The organism is Geobacter sp. (assembly GCF_030834625.1).
Classification (GTDB): Bacteria; Desulfobacterota; Desulfuromonadia; order Geobacterales; family Geobacteraceae; genus Geobacter.
Map to the genome: position 1 here is coordinate 59,504 of NZ_JAUQXO010000007.1, position 19,390 is coordinate 78,893.

General features: G+C 60.8%; 14 protein-coding genes and 1 riboswitch. Of the genes, 6 read left to right on the top strand and 8 right to left on the bottom strand.

The window, feature by feature from the left end; all coding sequences use genetic code 11:
* Positions 1-497: 497 nt before the first annotated feature.
* Both RCH91_RS00440 and RCH91_RS00445 read left to right on the top strand, forming a co-directional pair.
* Complete coding sequence (locus RCH91_RS00440; protein ID WP_306532538.1) at positions 498-2,042, top strand: sorbosone dehydrogenase family protein; 1,545 nt, start codon at positions 498-500, stop codon at positions 2,040-2,042.
* Positions 2,039-2,527, top strand: coding sequence for a hypothetical protein (locus tag RCH91_RS00445; RefSeq protein ID WP_306532539.1), 489 nt, complete (start codon positions 2,039-2,041; stop codon positions 2,525-2,527). The genes RCH91_RS00440 and RCH91_RS00445 overlap by 4 nt, the downstream gene beginning before the upstream one ends.
* Before the next feature lie 69 nt (positions 2,528-2,596).
* Here RCH91_RS00445 and RCH91_RS00450 read toward each other — a convergent pair whose 3' ends face one another.
* Positions 2,597-3,778, bottom strand: coding sequence for a cytochrome c3 family protein (locus tag RCH91_RS00450; RefSeq protein ID WP_306532540.1), 1,182 nt, complete (start codon positions 3,776-3,778; stop codon positions 2,597-2,599).
* A 364-nt stretch (positions 3,779-4,142) separates the two neighbouring features.
* A riboswitch (cyclic di-GMP riboswitch) is annotated at positions 4,143-4,219 on the top strand.
* Positions 4,220-4,351: 132 nt separating this feature from the next.
* Here RCH91_RS00450 and RCH91_RS00455 point away from each other — a divergent pair.
* Positions 4,352-5,908, top strand: coding sequence for a S8 family peptidase (locus tag RCH91_RS00455; RefSeq protein ID WP_306532541.1), 1,557 nt, complete (start codon positions 4,352-4,354; stop codon positions 5,906-5,908).
* A 77-nt stretch (positions 5,909-5,985) separates the two neighbouring features.
* Here the strand turns inward: RCH91_RS00455 and RCH91_RS00460 are convergent, their stop codons facing one another.
* The 4 genes from RCH91_RS00460 to mutM all read right to left on the bottom strand — a co-directional run bounded on the left by RCH91_RS00460 (position 5,986) and on the right by mutM (position 15,750).
* Entirely contained in the window at positions 5,986-6,954 is a 969-nt protein-coding gene (locus RCH91_RS00460; protein WP_306532542.1) for a DUF2950 domain-containing protein, read from the bottom strand.
* Positions 6,955-6,999: 45 nt separating this feature from the next.
* Positions 7,000-8,310, bottom strand: a complete 1,311-nt coding sequence (locus tag RCH91_RS00465; protein WP_306532543.1) for a DUF3300 domain-containing protein — start codon at positions 8,308-8,310, stop codon at positions 7,000-7,002.
* Between the two features lie 43 nt (positions 8,311-8,353).
* Complete coding sequence (locus RCH91_RS00470; RefSeq protein WP_306532544.1) at positions 8,354-14,752, bottom strand: CHAT domain-containing protein; 6,399 nt, start codon at positions 14,750-14,752, stop codon at positions 8,354-8,356.
* Between the two features lie 194 nt (positions 14,753-14,946).
* Positions 14,947-15,750 carry a bifunctional DNA-formamidopyrimidine glycosylase/DNA-(apurinic or apyrimidinic site) lyase gene (gene mutM / locus RCH91_RS00475; RefSeq protein WP_306532545.1) on the bottom strand — a complete coding sequence of 268 codons (804 nt, stop codon included), beginning with the start codon at positions 15,748-15,750 and terminating at the stop codon, positions 14,947-14,949.
* Between the two features lie 181 nt (positions 15,751-15,931).
* On the opposite strand from mutM, the gene RCH91_RS00480 reads away from it, so the two are divergent.
* Both RCH91_RS00480 and RCH91_RS00485 read left to right on the top strand, forming a co-directional pair.
* Positions 15,932-16,303 carry a pyridoxamine 5'-phosphate oxidase family protein gene (locus RCH91_RS00480; protein ID WP_306532546.1) on the top strand — a complete coding sequence of 124 codons (372 nt, stop codon included), beginning with the start codon at positions 15,932-15,934 and terminating at the stop codon, positions 16,301-16,303.
* A gap of 92 nt (positions 16,304-16,395) precedes the next feature.
* On the top strand, positions 16,396-17,361 hold the full coding sequence (locus RCH91_RS00485) for a GSU2403 family nucleotidyltransferase fold protein (RefSeq protein WP_306532547.1): 966 nt from the start codon (positions 16,396-16,398) through the stop codon (positions 17,359-17,361).
* Positions 17,362-17,493: 132 nt separating this feature from the next.
* On the opposite strand, the gene RCH91_RS00490 is transcribed toward RCH91_RS00485, so the two are convergent.
* Positions 17,494-17,934, bottom strand: coding sequence for a DUF2721 domain-containing protein (locus RCH91_RS00490; RefSeq protein WP_306532548.1), 441 nt, complete (start codon positions 17,932-17,934; stop codon positions 17,494-17,496).
* Between the two features lie 51 nt (positions 17,935-17,985).
* The gene (locus tag RCH91_RS00495; RefSeq protein WP_306532549.1) at positions 17,986-18,318 is read right to left on the bottom strand and encodes a BrnA antitoxin family protein; all 333 of its coding nucleotides are present in this window, start codon (positions 18,316-18,318) and stop codon (positions 17,986-17,988) included.
* Here RCH91_RS00495 and RCH91_RS00500 point away from each other — a divergent pair.
* Positions 18,299-18,679, top strand: coding sequence for an addiction module antidote protein (locus RCH91_RS00500; protein ID WP_306532550.1), 381 nt, complete (start codon positions 18,299-18,301; stop codon positions 18,677-18,679). The genes RCH91_RS00495 and RCH91_RS00500 overlap by 20 nt on opposite strands.
* A gap of 160 nt (positions 18,680-18,839) precedes the next feature.
* On the opposite strand, the gene RCH91_RS00505 is transcribed toward RCH91_RS00500, so the two are convergent.
* Positions 18,840-19,223 (bottom strand): hypothetical protein, encoded by a 384-nt coding sequence (locus tag RCH91_RS00505; RefSeq protein ID WP_306532551.1) that lies wholly within the window; start codon positions 19,221-19,223, stop codon positions 18,840-18,842.
* Between the last annotated feature and the right edge of the window lie 167 nt (positions 19,224-19,390).

Genomic DNA, 19,390 nt, shown 5'->3' on the forward strand with positions numbered 1-19,390 from the left:
TCAGTTTGGTCGACTTATTATCATTAAGGCTTCAGTAAACGTCGGCAATATTTACTAGAACAGTCGGCAATATTTACGGTTTACGCCCTCTGTAATCCAAAGCGGACGGCAAATCAGCACATTAACGCTTGGAACGCACATTGCAGTAATTTCAGGCAATTGCATAAGGATTTGCTATGGATGGCGCTCTCCCTGCCGGTAATCCCTTATACGTTCCCGGTCGTTCCTTATGCTGCAGATGCTGAGCCTTTGTAAAGGCTTCATGACCCACCTACAGTCTCCCCGTGTAATTTCTTTTTTCCGCCATCATCTAACCCATTCCCGTTCAAGTTCTTCTGACCCCGAATATGATCGATCTTTGGTGTGAGGAGTACTTTGCTACTCAACAAGGAGGTGGAACAGAGAACAGGGATACTCCCTGCTCTCGTACAGCGGCCTTACCCAGGCCGGACTGGTCGAGCGATATCGACCGAAACTTAACTGAAGGAGGTAAGGAGATGAAAGGAAAAGACCGAAGAACCTTGTTGGTCCTCATCGGCGTGCTGGTAACTCACCTTTTCGCGCTCAGTGTCTCTCGGGCTTCAGCCCAGAACAGCCCGACGGTGCGCGACCCGAGCCTGGCGGTGAGGACCGTCGTGACCGGCCTCACTACGCCGGTCAGCATGGCGTTCCTTGACCCTGACGACTTCCTGGTCCTCGAGAAGAACACCGGCAAGGTCCAGCGGATCAAAGGGGGCGCACTCCACTCCACCGTGCTCGATCTCGCCGTCAACTTCGCGTCGGAGCGGGGGCTTCTCGGGATCGCCCTCCACCCCGACTTCCCCGAGAACCCCGGTGTTTACCTCTACTGGACCGAGAGCACCACCGGCGCTGATTCCGGCAATCTCGCCGAGGTCCCCCTCCTTGGCAACCGGGTCGACCGCTATGTCTGGGATGGCTCCCTACTCACCTTCGAGAAGAACATCATCATGCTGCGAGCGTTCCAGGAGGATGTGGGGCAGCCGCTCCGGGGGAACCACGACGGCGGCGTCCTCCGGTTCGAGAAGCGGAAAGCGAAGCTTCGTGACCTGATAAAGGGAGCGCTCTTCCACAAGGACGATGGTGACGATGACCGCGCCAGGCTCTTCATCATTATCGGCGACAACGGCCGGCGCGGCCAATTGCAGAACCTTCCCGACGGCCCCTTCGGCCCGGGGATTGACGATGACCAGTTCGGCGGCCCCGAGCCCGACAACGCCCACCTCACCGGTGTCATCCTGCGGATCAACGACGACGGCACCACCCCCGAGGACAATCCGTTCTTCAAGGCCGGCGCTGCCATAGGCGGCGAGGTGGGGGCGAACATCCAGAAGATCTACGCCTACGGCGTCCGGAACAGCTTCGGCATGGCGGTCGATCCTCTTACGGGAGAGCTCTGGACCCAGGAGAACAGCGACGACGCCTTCGACGAGATCAACAGGGTGGAACCGGGGATGAACGGGGGATGGATCCAAATCATGGGGCCGGTCGCCCGCATCGCTCAGTTTAAGTCGATCGAGGTGAACGAGTTTGGCGGCGCCCTGCAGCAACTGCGCTGGCCTCCCACCCAGATCGCCGACACCCCCGACGAGGCCCTGGCGCGCCTCTTCGTCCTTCCCGGCTCCCACTACAGCGATCCTGAGTTCAGCTGGAAGTACGCGGTCGCCCCGGCAGGGATCGGGTTCATGAGCTCCTGGGGGCTTGGTCCCAAGTACATCGGCGACCTCTTCGTGGGTGCCGCCCGAACAAACCTGGCTGACGGCTACCTCTTCCGCTTCAAGATGACCGGCAACCGGAAAAAACTTGTCATGAACGACCCGCGCCTTCACGACCGGGTCGCCGACAACCTCGGCAAGTTCGATATCACCGAGAGCGAAAGCCTCGTATTCGGAGAGAAATTCGGCATCGGCACCGACATCCAGACCGGCCCCAACGGCAATCTCTTCGTGGTCTCTCTCTCCAATGGGGCGGTTTACGAGATCTTCAAGCGGAAGTGGAGTGAGAAAGAGGGGAGAATCAAATGAACATGCGCACTATATCAATCAGCCTTTGCGCCGTGGCAATCACCCTGCTCATGGTAGTTTCGGGTGTTGCAACCGCCCAGACAACATCTCCGGCCCAGCCGAATATGTACGAATTTACCGCAAAGCGCGTGAAGATAACCTATTCGACCACCAGCTTCACGGGCGAGCCCCGCTTGAGCTATCAGGACCGTACGCGCAATCTCCAGTTCAAGGGGGACGAGATCCGCGTGACCTCCACCGAGATCGGCCAGCTTGTCACCGTGACCCTTGAGCAGGTGCCCGATCTGCAGACGATCACGCTGACGCTGCTCATCCCGGCCATCAATATGGAGGGTGACGTCGTCACGTTCAAAACCGAGGCGATCACGACCACGCACCGTACCAGCATCGGCGGACCCGCATTGGTCAAGGGGGTGCTCCAGTCCTACAACACCCGGACCTTGCAGGGGGAGGCCAAGCTGGTCGCTTTCTTCAAGGCCGAGTAGGGGAGTGGAGGAAGTCATACTCTCGCCGACCTGCCGCGCTGCGCAGGTCGGCGTTCCCGAACAATGTCTCTACCAGTCGTATGTCATTGACCGGCTGTCGTGTTCGTCACAGGCGCCGACTGTCGAATAGCAGTTCCCCTCGTCGTAGTTGAACGGTGAGGACGCCTTTCTGAAACCTTTGAGAGCCTGTGCCTTCGTTCCGTTTGACTGGATAGTTGCGTAGGGGGCCGGATCGGTGTCATAGCCGATCAGCCGGCTGTAGCGGTATCCGTGGGGAACCTCCACGTGGCAGGAGACGCAGGGGATTCCATTGTGGCGTATCCCGCCGATGGTGTACGAGCCCTCAAGGTGGTCGCCATCGTCATGGACATTGTTTTTCCACGTTCCGCCCGAATAGATGGGGTGGCAGTTGACGCAGAAGAGATCGGTCGACCAGCTGTTGGTGTTGCCTCTGACATCGTTGAGGGTCCAGAGCCGGCCGTTTCTGTTGTAGGGCCAGTAGGTGCGCGGTCCCTTGAGGAGAAACTTTGTCGCTCCCGTGCTTCCGGAGGGGGGCGCTGCGTGGCAGTCCGAGCACTTCATCGTCTGGGTTCCCACGTTGGTCCAGGCAAGGGTCATCTGGTTCGACCGGAGCGCCTTGGGGGCATAGGAGCCGGTCTGGGAATTGAGGGGCACCTGGATGGGGTGTGCCGACCGGTTGTTGGGGTTGAACTCCATGGCCTGGTCGGTGAGTTTGATGCCGGAGCGGCTCACGACGGGGCTGACACCCGTCGGCGCTGATCCGAATGCATTGTACGAATGGCATTTGTAGCAGACCTGATACTGATTCATGGCGGGGTTCACGAGGGAGAAGGTCATGATCTGGGTCCAGAGCGGGGCGGTTCCCGGCGTAACGCCGGACTGGGTCTGCCAGTTGGCGATGTAAAAGCCGTGCTTGTCATAATGGACCGAGGTCGAATGGCAGTCGGTGCAATCCCTGAAGGGGGCGAAAACATAGGTGTTGCTGACGGGATCGAGCACCATCTTGTGACAGTCCAGGCAATCGAGCCCTTTCGTGGCGATGAGGTTGTGGTGACGCTCGACGTTGTTGCCGCTTGTGTGGCAGACACGGCAGTCAGCAACGGTGAGGGCGAGGGCGGTGGGTGTGGCGGTGCCGGTCTCGAGGGCAATGGACAAAACGGTCACCCCGGCCCCCAGGAGAAGAAAACAGACCCCCTGGTACATCCGTTTCAATAATCGGCGAGCTTTCATGGCGATCTCCTTCCATGGAGGTTGAGAGCTGACCCGCACAAAAAAGTCAATGCCGATCAAGCTCAATCTTTGTATCGCGTTGCCGTCGCAGAAGTCGAGGAGGTATATTCGTGGGTTTACTGGAACAGGAAGGGGGGCAGGGGCGGCAGGTGCCTTCCGGAGCCCAGATGAACATATTGAGAAAATTTTAACGCCAAAAATTGGTTGTGCAACCAAAAAAAGCTAACGGAAGTGGAAGATGTGCCGATAAGATGTGGGAAGTGAGCGGCACCTGTGGAAAAGACCGGCTCGGAGGGGGTAAACGTATCGCTAAGTGGTTAACCTGCTGATAGTTTCGAAACGCAATCAGTTTTGAACCAAAGATAAACGACAATACTAAACCATCCGCGAGGGTGGGACGGAAAGCCTACAGGGTCTCCAGGAGACAGCCGGGTCGCCGAAATATCGTACCGATATTCCGACCCGGCTTTTTTTGTGCCGAGCCGGACGAAGGAGCGGTTTTCATGCCGCGTAAGGGATTCGGAAGATATTAGTATCTTCCGAGTCCCTACAATCGAAAGGGGAGGAAGGACGATGAAGAGAGGATGGGAAAGGTTTGTTTGTTCGTTGCTGATGGTTGTGCTCGTTTCAGGGTACGGTTATGCCGAGGTGAAGTCGGGTTCGAACGCCACACCGCCCCCCTACAGGGAGGGGGAGCTGATCGTCAAGTACAGGGACCATGTTTCCGAGGCGAGGAGGATGGCAGGCCACAGCAGGCACGGCTCCAAGAGAAAAAAGGAATTCCGTGACCTGCACATGGAGCAGGTGAAGATCAGGCCGGGCCTGAGCGTGGAGAAAGCAATCAGGGAGTTCGAGGCAGACGGCGACGTGGAGTATGCGGAACCGAACTACGTGCTGAAGGCCACCAACGTCCCTACCGACCCGAAGTTTTACAGTACCTGGGGATTGACGAAGATCAACGCCCCGGCGGCCTGGGACAATACCACGGGGAGTGCCGGCGTTGTGGTGGCGGTGATCGACAGCGGCATCGACTACAACCATCCGGACCTCAAGGCCAACATGTGGGTCAACCAGGCGGAACTGACCGGCCGGCCGGGCGTCGATGACGACGGAAACGGCGCCGTGGACGACATCTACGGCTACAACGCCGTGGGCAACAGCGGCAACCCCATGGACGACAACGGGCACGGGACCCACGTGGCCGGCACCATAGGGGGGGTCGGCAACAACGGTATCGGCGTGGCGGGGGTGAACTGGAGCGTCAGGATCATGGCCTGCAAGTTCCTGGCGGCAAGCGGTTCGGGCTACACCTCCGACGCCATCGAATGCCTCCAGTACATCAAGAAGATGAAGTCCCGCGGGGTGAACATCGTCGCCACCAACAACAGCTGGGGCGGCGCCGGCTATTCCAGGGCGCTCTCCGACGCCATCAACGCCCAGCGTGACATCCTCTTCATCGCCGCCGCTGGAAACGCCGCCTCCAACAACGACACGACAGCGACCTATCCCGCCGGCTACAACCTGCCGAACGTCATTCCCGTGGCCGCCACCACCTCGTCGGATGGCCTCGCCTCCTTTTCCAATTACGGCCGCAGAAGTGTGCTGGTGGGGGCACCGGGGTACTCCATTCTCAGCACCTATCCGAACAACCGGTATGTCTCCATGTCCGGCACCTCCATGGCTACTCCCCACGTTGCCGGCCTGGCCGCTCTCATCAAGGCCAAGTATCCGACCCAGGACTGGCGGGGGATCAGAAACCTCATCCTTTCCGGCGGCGACCGGCCTGTGTCCCTATCCGCCAAGACCGTCACCGGCAGGCGCATCAATGCGTTCGGCTCGCTGACCTGTGCCGACAGCCGCGTCTTTTCCGCCCTGAAATATCCGTCCATCATCCAGCCGGGGGTGGCCACGACGCTTTCCGCCCTGAGCATCAACTGTGCAAACCCTGCGGGGCCCGTGACGGTTTCCCTCAGCGGCGGGGAGGTCATGACCATGCGAGACGACGGCGTTTCCCCCGATCTTGCCGCCGGCGACGGGGTATTCACCGTTTCGTGGATTCCCGTCCGCGCGGCCGAGACGTTTTACTTTTCATCACCCGTCGGCGCTGAAACAGTAACCGTCGGCAAGTAACCGGCAACTCGGTGGCGCCGCCCGGCGGCGCCACCATACTGCTGCCAACTGCGCCGCTTGCCGGCTCCGGAGCGGGGTTATTTCTGTTTGGGCGTCTCTTCGGCCTTGACCGGTCTCCAGCTCTTGTCGGGGTCAAACAGTTCCATGGTCTCGGCCAGGCGCCGGGTATTCCTGCCGAGATTTTTCTCGTACACGGTTCCCGCCTGATTCACCATGAAGGTCATGACCCCCGAATTGCCATATTCAGCAGGGTAGGCAACGAGCGCAAAGCCGAGGATCATCTTGTCTTTGACCACGTACTGGTATGCCCCTCCCACCGCATGTTTCCCCTGACCCCTGAGAATTTTGAAATAGTAGCCATGGAAGGGGGAAAGGTTGCCGTACCCTTCAGTTGCCGCCCGCGCCATCAGCGGTCCGAGGGGGCTCGGCGGTTCGCCTTCTTTCGCTTCCCAGTACAGGCCGTCCCGTTCGCCTTCGGAGCTTATGAGCCGTTGGGCGAATTCGACTTTTCCGCCGCCCCGGCAATCCTTGCCCGCGTATTCCAGCTGTGCATCCACATAGGCGTTGATCACATCGATGACATGGAGTTCATTCCTGCCAATTCTCCGTTTCAGGATCTCCTTTTTCCCCTTCCCGATGTCAAAGGCCCATTTTCCCTCTCTCTTCACGACCGGGATAGGCATGGCCCAGCTGTCGGGGCCCACATGGAGGACCGTGGTCGTGGCGGACTTGCGCTCGAGGCTGTTCATCCGGTCATAGGCCGCGAGGAATTGTTCGCGATCGGTCCTGTCGGCAACCTCATCGCCGGACGATATCAGTTCCCTGCTGCCGGGGCCCAGGATGAGCGTCAATTCTTTCTCGTTACCTTCTCTAACGGCCGCTACCAGGGCTTTCACCGCGTCGTCGGGCGATGAGAAGCTCTTCTGCCGCGTCGCCGCCGCAAAAGATGGCGGGGATGCCACTGAAAGGATCATGGCAACGGCCAGGACCCAGGCCGAGATCAGCCAACCCTTGCCACCTATGTGATGCGATGCGCTTAGTCTCATGTCGCCTCCCTGTGCGTGCAGCAGTGCCATAAACCAAAACAGCCCTTATCGACGGGTTCCCCCGCCTCGCGAACCGCCTCCCGGCTGCCTCATCCCACCGCCCTGGAAGCCGCCACCCGGCTGTCTCGTCTGTCCGCTCCAGCTCCCTCTGGTTCCGCTTCTCGGCACCGGCGCGCCGCTCCTGATGCTCGACTCGCCGCGCCTGACTGCCCGGCGCTCAAAGGTCCCTTCGCCGACCCCCCGGAAGGGGGAATACCCGCCTGACGGCCTCTGCACCCGTTCCCTCCCGGGCTGTATTCGTGGCGTTACAACGGTACCTTCGCGGCGCACGGCCGGGCCTTGGGGCACCGAACGTTCTCTTCCCGTCTGCGGCACGCCGATCCTTTCCCTCCGTTCTCCCGGGGCCTGCGTTCCTCTCCACGTCGGACTCCCCCAGGTTCTGCCAGGATAACCGCGCGTTTCCGGATTGGCCGGCGACATCCGTGGCGGTCTCTGCCCAAAGGACTCACCCGTTCTCCTGTCCCTATAGGCAACCCCTCTCCTGTGGACGGGGTTATGTTGCCAGGTGCGGCCGCCATAACCCCTGTGGCTGTCGTAATGGTGGAACCTTCGCGTCTTGTAATAGTCTGTGTGGATATGGTGAGTATGCCAGTCGAACCAGACCCAGGAAAACAGGTTGAAGCCGATGAAGATGCCGGGGGAGAAGCCGATATACCCGCCAACGATGCCGTACCCGGGGGGGTAATACCAGTAGTAGGGGGGATAGGCGGGATACCACCAGGGGCCATACACGTAGAGGGGATTATAGACCGGCACATGGATGACCCGCGGGTCAACGGGTTCAATCTGGATGACTTCCTGCTCGTCGATGACCTTTTGTTCACTGGTTGTCTTGAGATTCCCCTGCTGTTCGGCCTTGCGGCGCAGTTCCTGGACGGTGGCCATGACCTCATCCTTCTGGCCCAGGAAGGCATCACCCAGTTTCCTCGTCTGGTCGAGCTTGTCGCTCATGGCGAAGAGAACATCCGGGTAGTGGCAGAGGGATTTTACGCTGGGGTCCCAGGGCATGGCCTTCAGGGCATTGTCCAGTTCTTCGCCCTGGAGGCTCGTGTTCTGCCGCCTCCATCGCTCCGCCTCCACCAGTTCAAGGGGATACGTGGATGCCATCAGAAGCTGGGCGATCATTGAATCGGGATACAGGGCGATGGGCGCCAGCATCTGTGTCAGCTCTTCCTTGCTGAACCTGGTCGCCGGATCGGATTCCCCCGCATCCTGCGCCATGGTGCCAGCCGGCAACACAAGCATGACGATAACGGCGCAAGCAACCTTGAGCAGAGTCATGATTGTTGTTTTCATAAGGTCTCCACTGATACGTTTCCGTTCTGTCCGGCGTCCCTCCTCATGTGGGGCCGGCGGACTCCCGCTCCTTCAGCACCGCTTCGTAACCCTTGCGGACCCACATGGCGTTGCTCCCGATGTTGAGCTTCTCCAGCCCCGGCGGCGGCTTGACCCCTGGGTCGAGGGGGTGGATCTGCAGGGCCTGCTCCCCTTTTTCCTTCATGGCCGTTTCCAGCTCCCACACCACCCACTTGGATTCGCTGGCGCTTTTCGACCAGAAGAGGAGGAAGAGGTCCCGATCCCTGATCTCGTTGTCGAGCCGCGGCTTAAACTCTTCTCCCGGCTTGAGGTCGAGGCAGTCCTGGAACACGTCAATGCCGGCGCTGATCTGGATAGCATCAAGCCGGTCCAGGACCCGCAGCCGGTCCTTGGAGGAGTATGAGGCGAAGGCTGTTTTTGCCGGCTCGCCGGTGGCGGTGGAGACTCCTTTTTTCTTCGGCGCGGCGGTTATCTCCAGGTCGAGCCGCAGGCGCGCAACGATGATCCCCTCGATGGCCACGTCGAACTTGAGGGGGATGATCCCCTCCTCGGCCTTCTTGGAGACCGTCACGTCGAATTCCAGGATGTTCCGCCCCCCCTGCCAGATGAATTCCTGCTCGGGCGGGTCGACGGCGAGGGCGCGGCCGGAGAGTTTCACCGTGACGCGGGTGTCCCGCTTCCAGCGGCACTCCTGGATGCCGAGCACTGGCTCGGCCGTGGGGGCGAGTTTTTTGAGGAGATCCCTGACCTCCTGCTCCAGGGCCTTTTCGTAGGCCACGAACCGGGCGGTGAACTCGCTCCCCGGCTTCGCCTGGCGGGGTGCCGAGGCCCCCAGCTGGACCGGCTGCAGCTCTTCCCCGACTTCGGGAGATGCGCCGGCCATGGCGGGGACAGGTGTCGGCGGCTCGGCCCCGGCGGTGGGGGGAGCCTTGCCCCGTGATAGGGTCTTGGGTGGAGCGGAGCGCTTCAACCGGATGGGGGATCCGGTCCCGACTGACAGAGGGATGTGGGGTTCGGGAGCGCGGCTTTCGTCACTGTTTCCCGCGGCTTCCGCTCCCTGCCGGATTTCCTGCAGGGCCGCCATGAGCACCTGTCTTGCGGCATTTTCCGGTGCCGACGCGATCACCTTCTTCAGAAAGTCAAGCTGGTCCAGCACTGACTGGAACTGCCGCGGCGACCCCACATTCTTGGCCCTGGCGTAGTCGGCGATGATTTCGGGGCAGTGGTCGGCCAGGTCGCCCGAGGCCAAGTGTCTGAGAAGGAGGCAGTCCACCGGCGTGGCCGTGTTCCAGAAATCGGGGCTGGCCCGGTGCTCGTCCTCCGCAAGCTCCACGACCTTGTCCACGGAGGATTCAAAATCGGGCGGCAGCTCCCCCTTCTCGTCCAGCAGAAGGGCCAGGGTCTGAGCCGTCAGGTGGTTGACGAGGGGGTAGTAGGATGGTTTGCCCCGTTCGACGCCGAGGGCATAGGACCGGTAGTAGTGCCCGGCCATGGCAAGGAGGGCGTCCCGCTTTTCAGAGACTTCCGTGGCGATCATCATCCTCCGTTTTGCAACGCTCCCCAGCAGCGACAGCCGTTCCCCTGTCTCGCCCAGGGCCCTGTTCAGGTCCATGAGCCTCTCTTCCGCCTCGGTGACGAGCTGGAGGGCACGGGCCGGGTCGGTGGCGGCCACTTCCTGGGCCCAGCGGGACTGCAGGTTCCAGAGCTGCTCCGCGGTCTTGATGGTGGCAAGCCCCTTGTCGTCGTCGGTAGCTCTGCGGTAGTGCTCCACTGCTTCCGCAAACCGTTTCAGTTCACCATAGGCCTGTCCCAGCGCCGCCTGAAGAGCGCCGCAGGCGAGCCACGCGGTTGGCACGCTCTGCTCGATGGTGCGGATGGCTTTCAGGTTCCAGTCAACGGCCGGCCCCCGGGCGGTCTTTGCCGCCGCTGCGATGTTCTCCAGGTCCACGATCGCCTCAGAAAGGGCGGAGTAGGCTTTTCGCTGGGTGCGGGGCGTACGTGCGGCGTCTCCCTTGCCGAGGGTGAAGTCGGGGTCGCCGTAGCACTGGTAGGCGCCCCAGGTGTTGACCTCGGGATGGGCGGCGTAGGTGGCGGCGCGGGCCGCGTGGACCGCCTGGCCGAAGGTGGAGTCGGCCAGCATCTCCCGGTAGAAGGTGGCGGCGAAGAGGGCTGCGGCATCGTCCTGCACGGCCCAGCCGGCGGCCACGACACCTCTCACTCCCATCCGGATCAGCTCGGTGGCCACGTTGGCGGCCAGGTTCGGCAGGTTGCGGGACGGTTGCCGGTCGTCGATCTTCCCCAGGTGGCAGCAGTTGACGAAGACCAGCTGGGGCACCGTGCGCATCTGACGGATCTGGGCCGCCGTCAGGAACTGGTTCTCGCCGATGACCATGCCGGTGACCGGGTTGCCGTCGGTCTGCTGGTGGCAGGAGCCGCACGGCACCGGGGGACGGTAGTCCAGCACCCCATGGCCGGCCAGGTGGACGATCCGGTAATCCTTGACGAAGAGCTCCGTCAGGATGGCCTGCCCCGTGGCATCGGTGCCGATGAGGGGGGTTACGGAGTACCCGGCGCCCTTCAGGGCCTTCTCTACTTCATGGGCCTCCTGCTCGGCTCCGGGGAGGTTGGTGAAGGGGGTGGTGGGGTTGCCGATGACCAGGGCCGTGGTATCGCGGGCCATAACCACCCGCTCGCGAAACTTCTCCACTTGGAGCTGCCGCACCATGCCGGCCTGGACTGCCATGGGCTTCTCTGCCTGGCCGGCGCTGCCGCTTCGCCGCCGTTCCTGCATCATCTCCCACGGGTAGCGGGCCGCGGCGTCGTTCAGGACCAGCACCATGTCCCGGCGGTCGGGGGTGTATTCCTTCAACTCGTTGGGGATCAGCATCTCGAAGAGGGTCACGGAAACCCCTTCGCTGCTGGCGGTGGTAGAGGACATCTCTTCGATGAACCTGTCGGCCAGGCTCCGCTGGGACTGCTGGAGGTAGACTTCGGCCCGGGCCCGGTCGGTGAGGAGATTGAAGGAGAGGCGCTCCTTCTCGTCCTCGGTGATCTGGAGCCGCTGCCACCAGGGATCCTCCTCGAAGAAGCTTGCCCGGCGCATCCCCCCTTCCAGGGGGATGACCAGCGGGTCGGGGTCGATGGCAAAGGCCCGCGCAATGTCAGGATCGTTGCGCAGTCGCGCCAGGGTGCGGGCCGCATGGATGGCCCGGTCTTCGTAGAGTTCAACGAATTCAACCTCTTCGATGGGGGAGCAGTCGGCGCGGCCCGAATCGGCGATGAAACGGTTGGCGTCGATGACGCCCCGGAGGATGGCGGTCACCGCATCCTGCACCGAGACGCCGCCGGCGCCGGTTCCCACGAGGAGCGCACTGATACCGGCTGGGCCTGCCTTGCCGCTTTTCACCTGCGGGCATTCGGCCCGGGCGAGGGTATAGGCCCGCGCCCCCCGGGAGACGGCCCGCAGGAGCCGTCCGGGGGAGAGTTTCCCCACCTCGCCGAGGCCGATGACGATGGCTCCGGCGGGCTTGCCGTCGCTTCGTTGGGATTGCTCCCATTCGGGGTTCAGGAAGACCTCGGCCGTGCCGTCGTCGCCGGGGTAGATCCCAAGCCGGTGACGGGCGATAAGCCGGCCGTCAAGGGTCCGGTCCAAGTACGCTTCGGCGCTGATGATGGTATCTCCCTTGTAGTGACCCACCATGACGGGGTGGCCCGCGAAGGCCAGGTTGCCGTGGCGGACGCTGATCCGGATCTTGCGCTCGGTGCGGCGGGTCCGCTTGGTGCGCCCGGCACCCACTGCAGTGCGGGCAAGGTCGGTGAAGTCGGGGTAGAGGGGCTCCCGCTCTGCCGGGAGCTCGAAACGCTCCGGAACACCGCGGGTCTCGGGTGGAGCCGTTGGCAGGCGGTCGGTGGTGCCGCGGCGCAGCAGATCGGTGATGGCGTCGAACCCTTCCTCGGCGGAGGGGAGGTCGCCGTGGGCGGCCTGGAGGTACCAGGTCCTGATCCCCGCCGGGATGCCCGTTTCCCACGGCACCCTGCCGTCGCCCCGGGGAGTGGCGTGGAAGACCAGTCGCTTCTTCGTTCCTGCTTCCTCGACTGTCAGGTCCACCGGCGTAGCGGGGGCACAGCCGGCGATGTAGAGCATCCGCTGCGGATCGATGGGGGAGTTGGCCAGCTTTTCCCGGTTGGCGCGGGCCGCTTTCAGCGCGGCGGCGGTAGGGGGCTGCCAGGTCCCCTTCTCCGGGTCGGCGGCCGCCAGGTTCTGCCACGCCGCGGCATCGAAGAGGTCGAAGCTGGAGAGGGCCGGCAGCATCTCCAGGAGGCCGGGGAACTTCGCCACGATGCCGATCAGGTCCCGCCTCTTCCGGGTGGTGTCCAGGAGGGCGATCTTGCGGATGAGGCTGTCGCGCCCCGTGAGCACCTGGGCCACCGCATGGGAGCCGCCGTTGGGGGTGCCGAGCATGATGAGCCGCGCCTCGGGGCGCCCCTTCATCCGTTCCCAGACCTCAGGGTGGGCCGCGATCATGGCCCGGGCCACGAGCCCCCCCATGGAGTGGGCCACGATGCTCACCGGCTGCCGGCTCTTTTCGGTGGCGGCCAGGGCTTTGTCGATGGCGGCGGCGAGGCGCTTTGCCTCCTCAAATATCGAGAGCCGCCAGTCGAAGGGGAAGGGCTCCACCCGGTGGGTTTTTGCCAGGTGCTTGACCAGGTCGCTGTAGAAGATCCAGATGGGGGCCTCCGGCTTCACCAGGTTCGGCGTGCCGTAGCTCAGGAGTTGGAACTTTCCGCGGGCAATGTCGAAGGGGTCGAGCCAGACCCGGTTCTCGTCGATGGCCAGGTGGCTCCCCATGATTCCCGGCAGCACGAAGACCACCGGCGCCCCGTCGGCCACGTCCCGCTTTTCGTAGGGGGGGGTGCCGCTGTCGGTGGCCCGCACCGAGAAGGGCTCGAACCCGTCCGCCTCCGAGCCGCTCCGGGAGAGGGTCCGGGCGAGCCCCTCGGCGCTGTCGGCGTTCTCGAAGTAGCTGAAGTGGTTCACGTCGGGGCCCCGCCGGAAGAGGAATCCCGCCCCGCCGGACCGCTCGGCGCCACCGAACATGGCGTCGGTATTAACCACCAGGTCGTGGTCGTCCTGGTAGAGGGGGTCCGTCAGGAGGGTGCCGATGGCGCTCATGACATTGTCCCCCTCGATGTCACCGGCGATCACCCGCAGCTCCCCGGCAACCGAAGCCTTGGCCCGGTTCAGGAGCGCCACCAGGGGGGAGGAGGGGATCATCGCCTCGATCCCCGGCAGCACCGAAGGATCGGAACGCTCCTTGGCCACCGCCATGATCAGTTCGCTGAAGATGCTGGTGAAGACCCCGCCGGGGAGCTTGGCAACAAAGCCGTAGGCCCCCAGGAGGTTGAAGAGGACCGACAGGTAGATGTCGAGCCGCTCCGAGGCAAGGGTCGTCCCCCGGGCGGGGCAGGCCACCCGCACGAACCGTTCGATGTGGAACCGTTTCTCTATGAGAAGGTTGTTCAGGCGATCCAGGTCTCCCCGCACCTTGTCGGGGTTGCGCTCGGCGAAGAAGCTGAGGTCGGCGGAGTCGAAGGGGTCGCGCCCCCCTTCCATGCCGGCCCGGCAGAGGAGTTCTCCCACCATCCCCCCCCGCGAATGGGAGACCAGGTGGAGCCGCGCCCCGGGCGGCAGCCGCTCGGCAACGGCGATGGCGTTGTCGATGGGGTTCTTGGACAGGGTCTCGTGCTCCAGGCCGAAGACCCGCCCCTCGTAGGGGGTGAGGAGCTGCTGCCGCTGGGGGCGTCGCTTGTCGGTCCAGAGCTTGCCGAAACTCCCGGCCGTGGACGAGGCGGTGCCGTGGAGGAAGACGAGTGACGGCCGGTCCGCCGGCAGGGTGAGCACCGCCTCGGAAACCGGAGAAAGCGTAAGCTCCTCTCCCGACAGCCGGTAGAGGCCGGGGCCCCGGTTGTCATCCTTTGTCCCGAGCAGGTGGTTTTCCAGCTTTGTTGCGATGAAGCGGGCCGCTTTCTCCGCCACGTCGATCCTGAAGAACTTCAAGGTCTTGATGACGATCTTGCCGATGAAGCCCCGGCTTGCGCTCCGCCGGTCGAGGGTGGCCGGCAGCTCCACCACTCCGTCCGCCGCCCTGGTTCCGGCCAGGCCCAGCACCTCGGTCCGCAGCCGCTCCTGGGTGGTCCAGAACCGGGTGCCGTCCTCCAGTTCCACCTCCACGACATCGTCGGGGTGGCTCTCGATGACCGGCGTTTCCGCCCCCCCGGCCCGCGATGCGCTGATCCGGAAGGTGCGCACCTCTTTAATGGTGATCTGGCCGGTCGTTTCCTTCGGAATTTCGGGGATCGGTTCCGTGATTTCCGTGCCGGGGATGCGGAGTTTGACGGGCTGCCTGCGGGTATCGTCCATGACATGCTCCTTGGCTTGTGGTGAGGGGATGCGGTGTCCGGTATGTGGTGTCAGCGGTGGTTACTGTTCTCGTCAGGAGTGCGGCTCATGAGTAAGTATAGAACCGATGGGGGAGGTGGCAAGGGAAGGGCGGGAATTGTTTGAATAGGTGACAGTGGCTGTCACGATGGCAGCGGCATCGTGCGCGGGTATGCTTACTGCTGGCAGCGGGGGCAGAAGACCGTGCTCCGGTTGCCGAGCCTGATCTCCTCCAGCGCCCCGCCGCAGCAGGTGCAGGCACCCTTACCCCGCCCGTAAACTGCGAAATCCAGCGGATGGTAGGCGACCGTCTCTTCCTCAACGCGATACGTGCTCCCTTGGTCGATGGACTCCCGCAGCACCTCCCGGACGGTGTGGGCCAGCCGCTCGCATTCGGCACGGCCGAGGGAGGAGGCGGGCCGGTCGGGACGGATGCCGGCGCGGAACAGGGCCTCGTTGGCGTAGATGTTGCCGACCCCGGCAACAATCGCCGCGTTCATGATCAGCTGCTTCACCGCAACCCGGCGCGTCCGGCTCACCGTGAAGAGATAGGTGCCGTCAAAGGCCGCGGTCAGCGGTTCCGGGCCGATCCCCGCCAGGAGCGGATGCGCTACGGGGGAATCCGTGGTCCAGGCCACGGTGCCGAACTTGCGCGGGTCGTGGAAGCGGAGCACCGCGCCATCCGCAAAGACGATCTCCAGGTGATCATGCTTGCCCGGGGGTGTCGTGCCCGCGTGCAGCCGGAGAAAACCGGTCATCCCCAGGTGGACGATGAGCCACCCCGTTTCGCAGTCGAACAGCAGGTACTTTCCCCGCCGCCCGACGGAGCGGACCGTCCGCCCCGGCAGGGAATCGTGCAGATCCTGGGGGATCGGGAATCGAAGCTTCGGCGCCCGGATCACCACCCGGTCGATTCTCTTGCCTGTCAGTTCCCGCTCCAGCCTGCGGCGGGTCAGTTCTACCTCGGGGAGTTCCGGCACGTGTTCCTCCTGCGGAGTGATCGTTCATGAACCGATTGCCGCAAATCGGCCCTGTATTAATTTTGAAACATCATCTATCAATGGAACCGGCGCTGTTGTAATCTGTCATAACCCTGCGGTTTGCGGAGGAGGGCTCTGCCGGCGGGGTTCATAACCACTCAATGTACAGGAGGACGCATCGATGATTCCGGAAAAACTACAGGAAATACTGAAGCAGGACGGCATAGTTGCCATTGCCACCGTGGGCCAGGATGGGCCGCACCTGGTCAACACGTGGAACAGCTACGTCCGGGTATCCGCCGATGGCCGCCTGCTGATTCCCGCCGGCTACATGCACCGCACCGAGGCGAACGTTGCCTTCAACCCTGAAGTCCTGATTACGCTCGGGAGCAGCAAAGTCCAGGGACTGCACGGACCGGGCGCCGGTTTCCTGATCAGGGGCAAGGCCGCCTTCATAACGTCCGGGCCGGATTTTGATCTGCTCAAGTCGAAATTCGAGTGGCTTCGCGCCACGTTGGCTGTAACGCCTGACTCTGTTACCCAAACCTGGTAGTTGAATAACCGGATAGCTCTTCTGCTGCACCTGTTAATCCAGTTAGAATTATCTATTTGAATTTAAATAGTTTTCCGTATAAAATTTAAAACATGGAAAAAATACGGAAAAAATACCATTGGATTGATATAGGTGAAGATGCCAGGCGCCAATACATCGACGCCCAGGCAACGTTCACGGCCTGGGAGGATGCACGAAAAGCAGCTTCCGAAGTACGCGGGGGCATGTATTGGAAGCGACAGGGTGAAACGGAATACCTGATCCGGACTTCGCCCAGCAACGCTCAAAAAAGTATTGGTCCGCGATCTGAGAAGACAGAACAAATCTACCAGAGTTTCACCGCCAGAAAAGCCGAGGCCGAGCAAAGACTCTCAGACCTTGCCAGCGCGCTTGAGCGACATCAGAGGATGAACCGGGCGCTTTTTGTCGGCCGGGCGCCTCGTATACTCATCGACATACTGAACAAGCTCGCTAAAGAGGGGCTTTCGGACTATTTCACGGTCATTGGCACCCACTCTCTCTACGCTTATGAAGCTGCGGCAGGCGTTGGTTTCGGAGAAGCGGGAGCATTGGCGACCCAGGACATTGACCTTCTTCTGGATACCCGAAAGCGCCTGAGCTTTATCGCGCAGATGACCAGTATGGGTACATCAATGCTGAAGCTGATCCAAAAGGTGGATTCCACCTTCAAAATCCGTGACGACCAGAAATACACCGCCGTCAACAGCAAGGGCTTTGAAGTCGACATCATTCGAAGGGAACCGAAAGACGGTGATCCCCACCCCCTGCGGCTGACCGATGAGGATGATGAGTTCTACTCAGTACCTGCACGGAATGCTGGTCTGCTGCTCGATGGGCCACGCTTTTCGGCGATGATCGTTTCCGCGACCGGCCACATGGCAAGGATGAACACTATTTCTCCAGCAGCCTTCGTCAGGTTCAAAAGATGGCTGGCTGAACAGCTTGACCGGGACTCCATGAAGCGTCAAAGAGACATCCTTCAAGCGAATATGGTCGAAGAACTGGTAGCCGAATACCTCCCCCACCTCCAGCAATAAGAAATATAAAACCAATTACCAACATAGTATTTTCTCGCGCTGTTTTGCACAACGGCCAGATCCGGCCATCTTCGAGCAGGTAACTGTCTCTTCCCCATGACCATGACTCGTTGCTGAGTTCCCTTATTACCGTCACCTGGGGCCGATACGCAGGCTGCCAGTGGCAATGAAAATTTCACGCAGGAACCAGAGAAGTCCCATTACCAGGAGAAGCATTGCCAATATAAAGAGCAGTGCGACCGGTATGGCGATGTTGAACTGGACAAACGAGCCCGAGAAGAGAAGGGCGATGACGCTGCAGATCAACAGGGCCGTCATCGTACAGCAGGTGATGGCCAGGTTTATGAGCTTGGCCCGACGCGCGAGGATGCCGAGATGGGCAGTGATGCTGGCTGCGTCTTCCGGCGCGGCATTCTCCAGTCGACCCTCAAGGAGCCTGGCCCGGTCAATGACCCGTCCAAGGCGGCTCGTCATCACCCCCAGCAGGGCACCTATGCCGGTGAGCAGGAAAACAGGGGCAACCGCCAGGTGAATGGCGTTGGAAATGTTGCTTATGTCATACAGTTCATTCATCAAACTCTCTCCGCCATCCTTGATATTCTTCTCTTATCCAGCGTGGGAGAACTAACCGGCACGCAGCTTTTTACCGCGCCCGGTTGAGCGCGTTGTCAGGCATGTTTCCCACGTTTCGTGGATAGCTTCGCGGACTACGTCGGAAAGTCTCAATCCTTGGGCAAACTGCTTCAAGGCATCATTCATCAGTGTTTGGTAGTTGCCACCGATCATCTCGGCCCGTGCCTTGAATGTTGCCAGTACGTCGTTATCAACTCGTATGGTAATTCTCGATTTTCCTCCTGTTTCAGCCTGCAATTTTGCAAGGTGCGGTGTTTCGCTGACAGGTTTTGCGTCGGTAAAATCAAGGTATTTGTCGTGCATTTTGTCAGAACTGGCTTTCATAACGCCTCCGTTGTGGCTCACTGGCTTTCCAGGCCGAAATGATCCGTATGGTTTCGTTTTTGGAATTCCAGATGATTTTCATGATTTTATTGTATGCACACAAGTATGTACTGTCAAGGGTTTGAGGTTGCGAGGCGGGCAGAACCATATTCCTCTGATTGGTAATGGCGATGCAGCTTTCATTGCCAAGGCACTTGGCGATATTGCACGTGCCAAAGGGATGTCGCAGGTTGCGCGCGATGCCGGACTTTCCCGTGAAAGTCTTTACAAGGCGTTTTCAGGCGAGAGGGTTCCTGGCTTCGATACGATTCTCAAAATCGTTGCGGCGCTTGGGCTAAAATTGCACGCTGAAGTGCGGTAATTCCTTTAACGTTCTATCGATTATGGGCGTTTTCAATTAGTAAGCAGCGAAAATGACACGTCTGTTTTCTATTTGGAAAATGTAAATAGAGAGGATGACTTCTGGCTTACTATTGCAGATGAGCGGAAGCCTTTAAGGTTTCCGCTTGGATTCATAAAGTTCAAGAAAATAGGTCCGAACATGTTTGCAATAGCTGAGGTACGTCCTGGGCATGGTCCAGTCCTAGCCCAATCAACTTCTTAGACAACTCTTTCAACCCTTCTGCTGGAAGTTGCTTGATTGTTTTCAAGATTGAACTCTTTTCTTCTGGTTTTAGAGGTGATGATTCAATTCTGGCTTCTATTAACTTTCTGAGGTCTTCTGGGTCAAATTTGATGGTAATGGTTTTAAGTATTGCCCCGACTCCTCCGTCATCTTCCAGAAAATCAAGACCACTCGCGGTGATTTTGGCAGTAACTATTTCGGAAGGCAGGCCATATATTCCGGTTCTTTTGGCGAGCGCTTTTATTAGTCCATGCTCTTCCAGATAGAAGAGATTGCCCATGAATTGCCTATCATTTTGGTAGCACTCTATAGTGGACCCCAATTTCAGGACAATAGTTTAAGATGGTGCCTGCGATAAAAAGGAGCAGGCAATGAGTGAACGGAAGCGCAAAAGCTTCACCAGTCAGTACAAGACGAAAGTTGCTCTTGAGGCGATCCGAGGCGTCA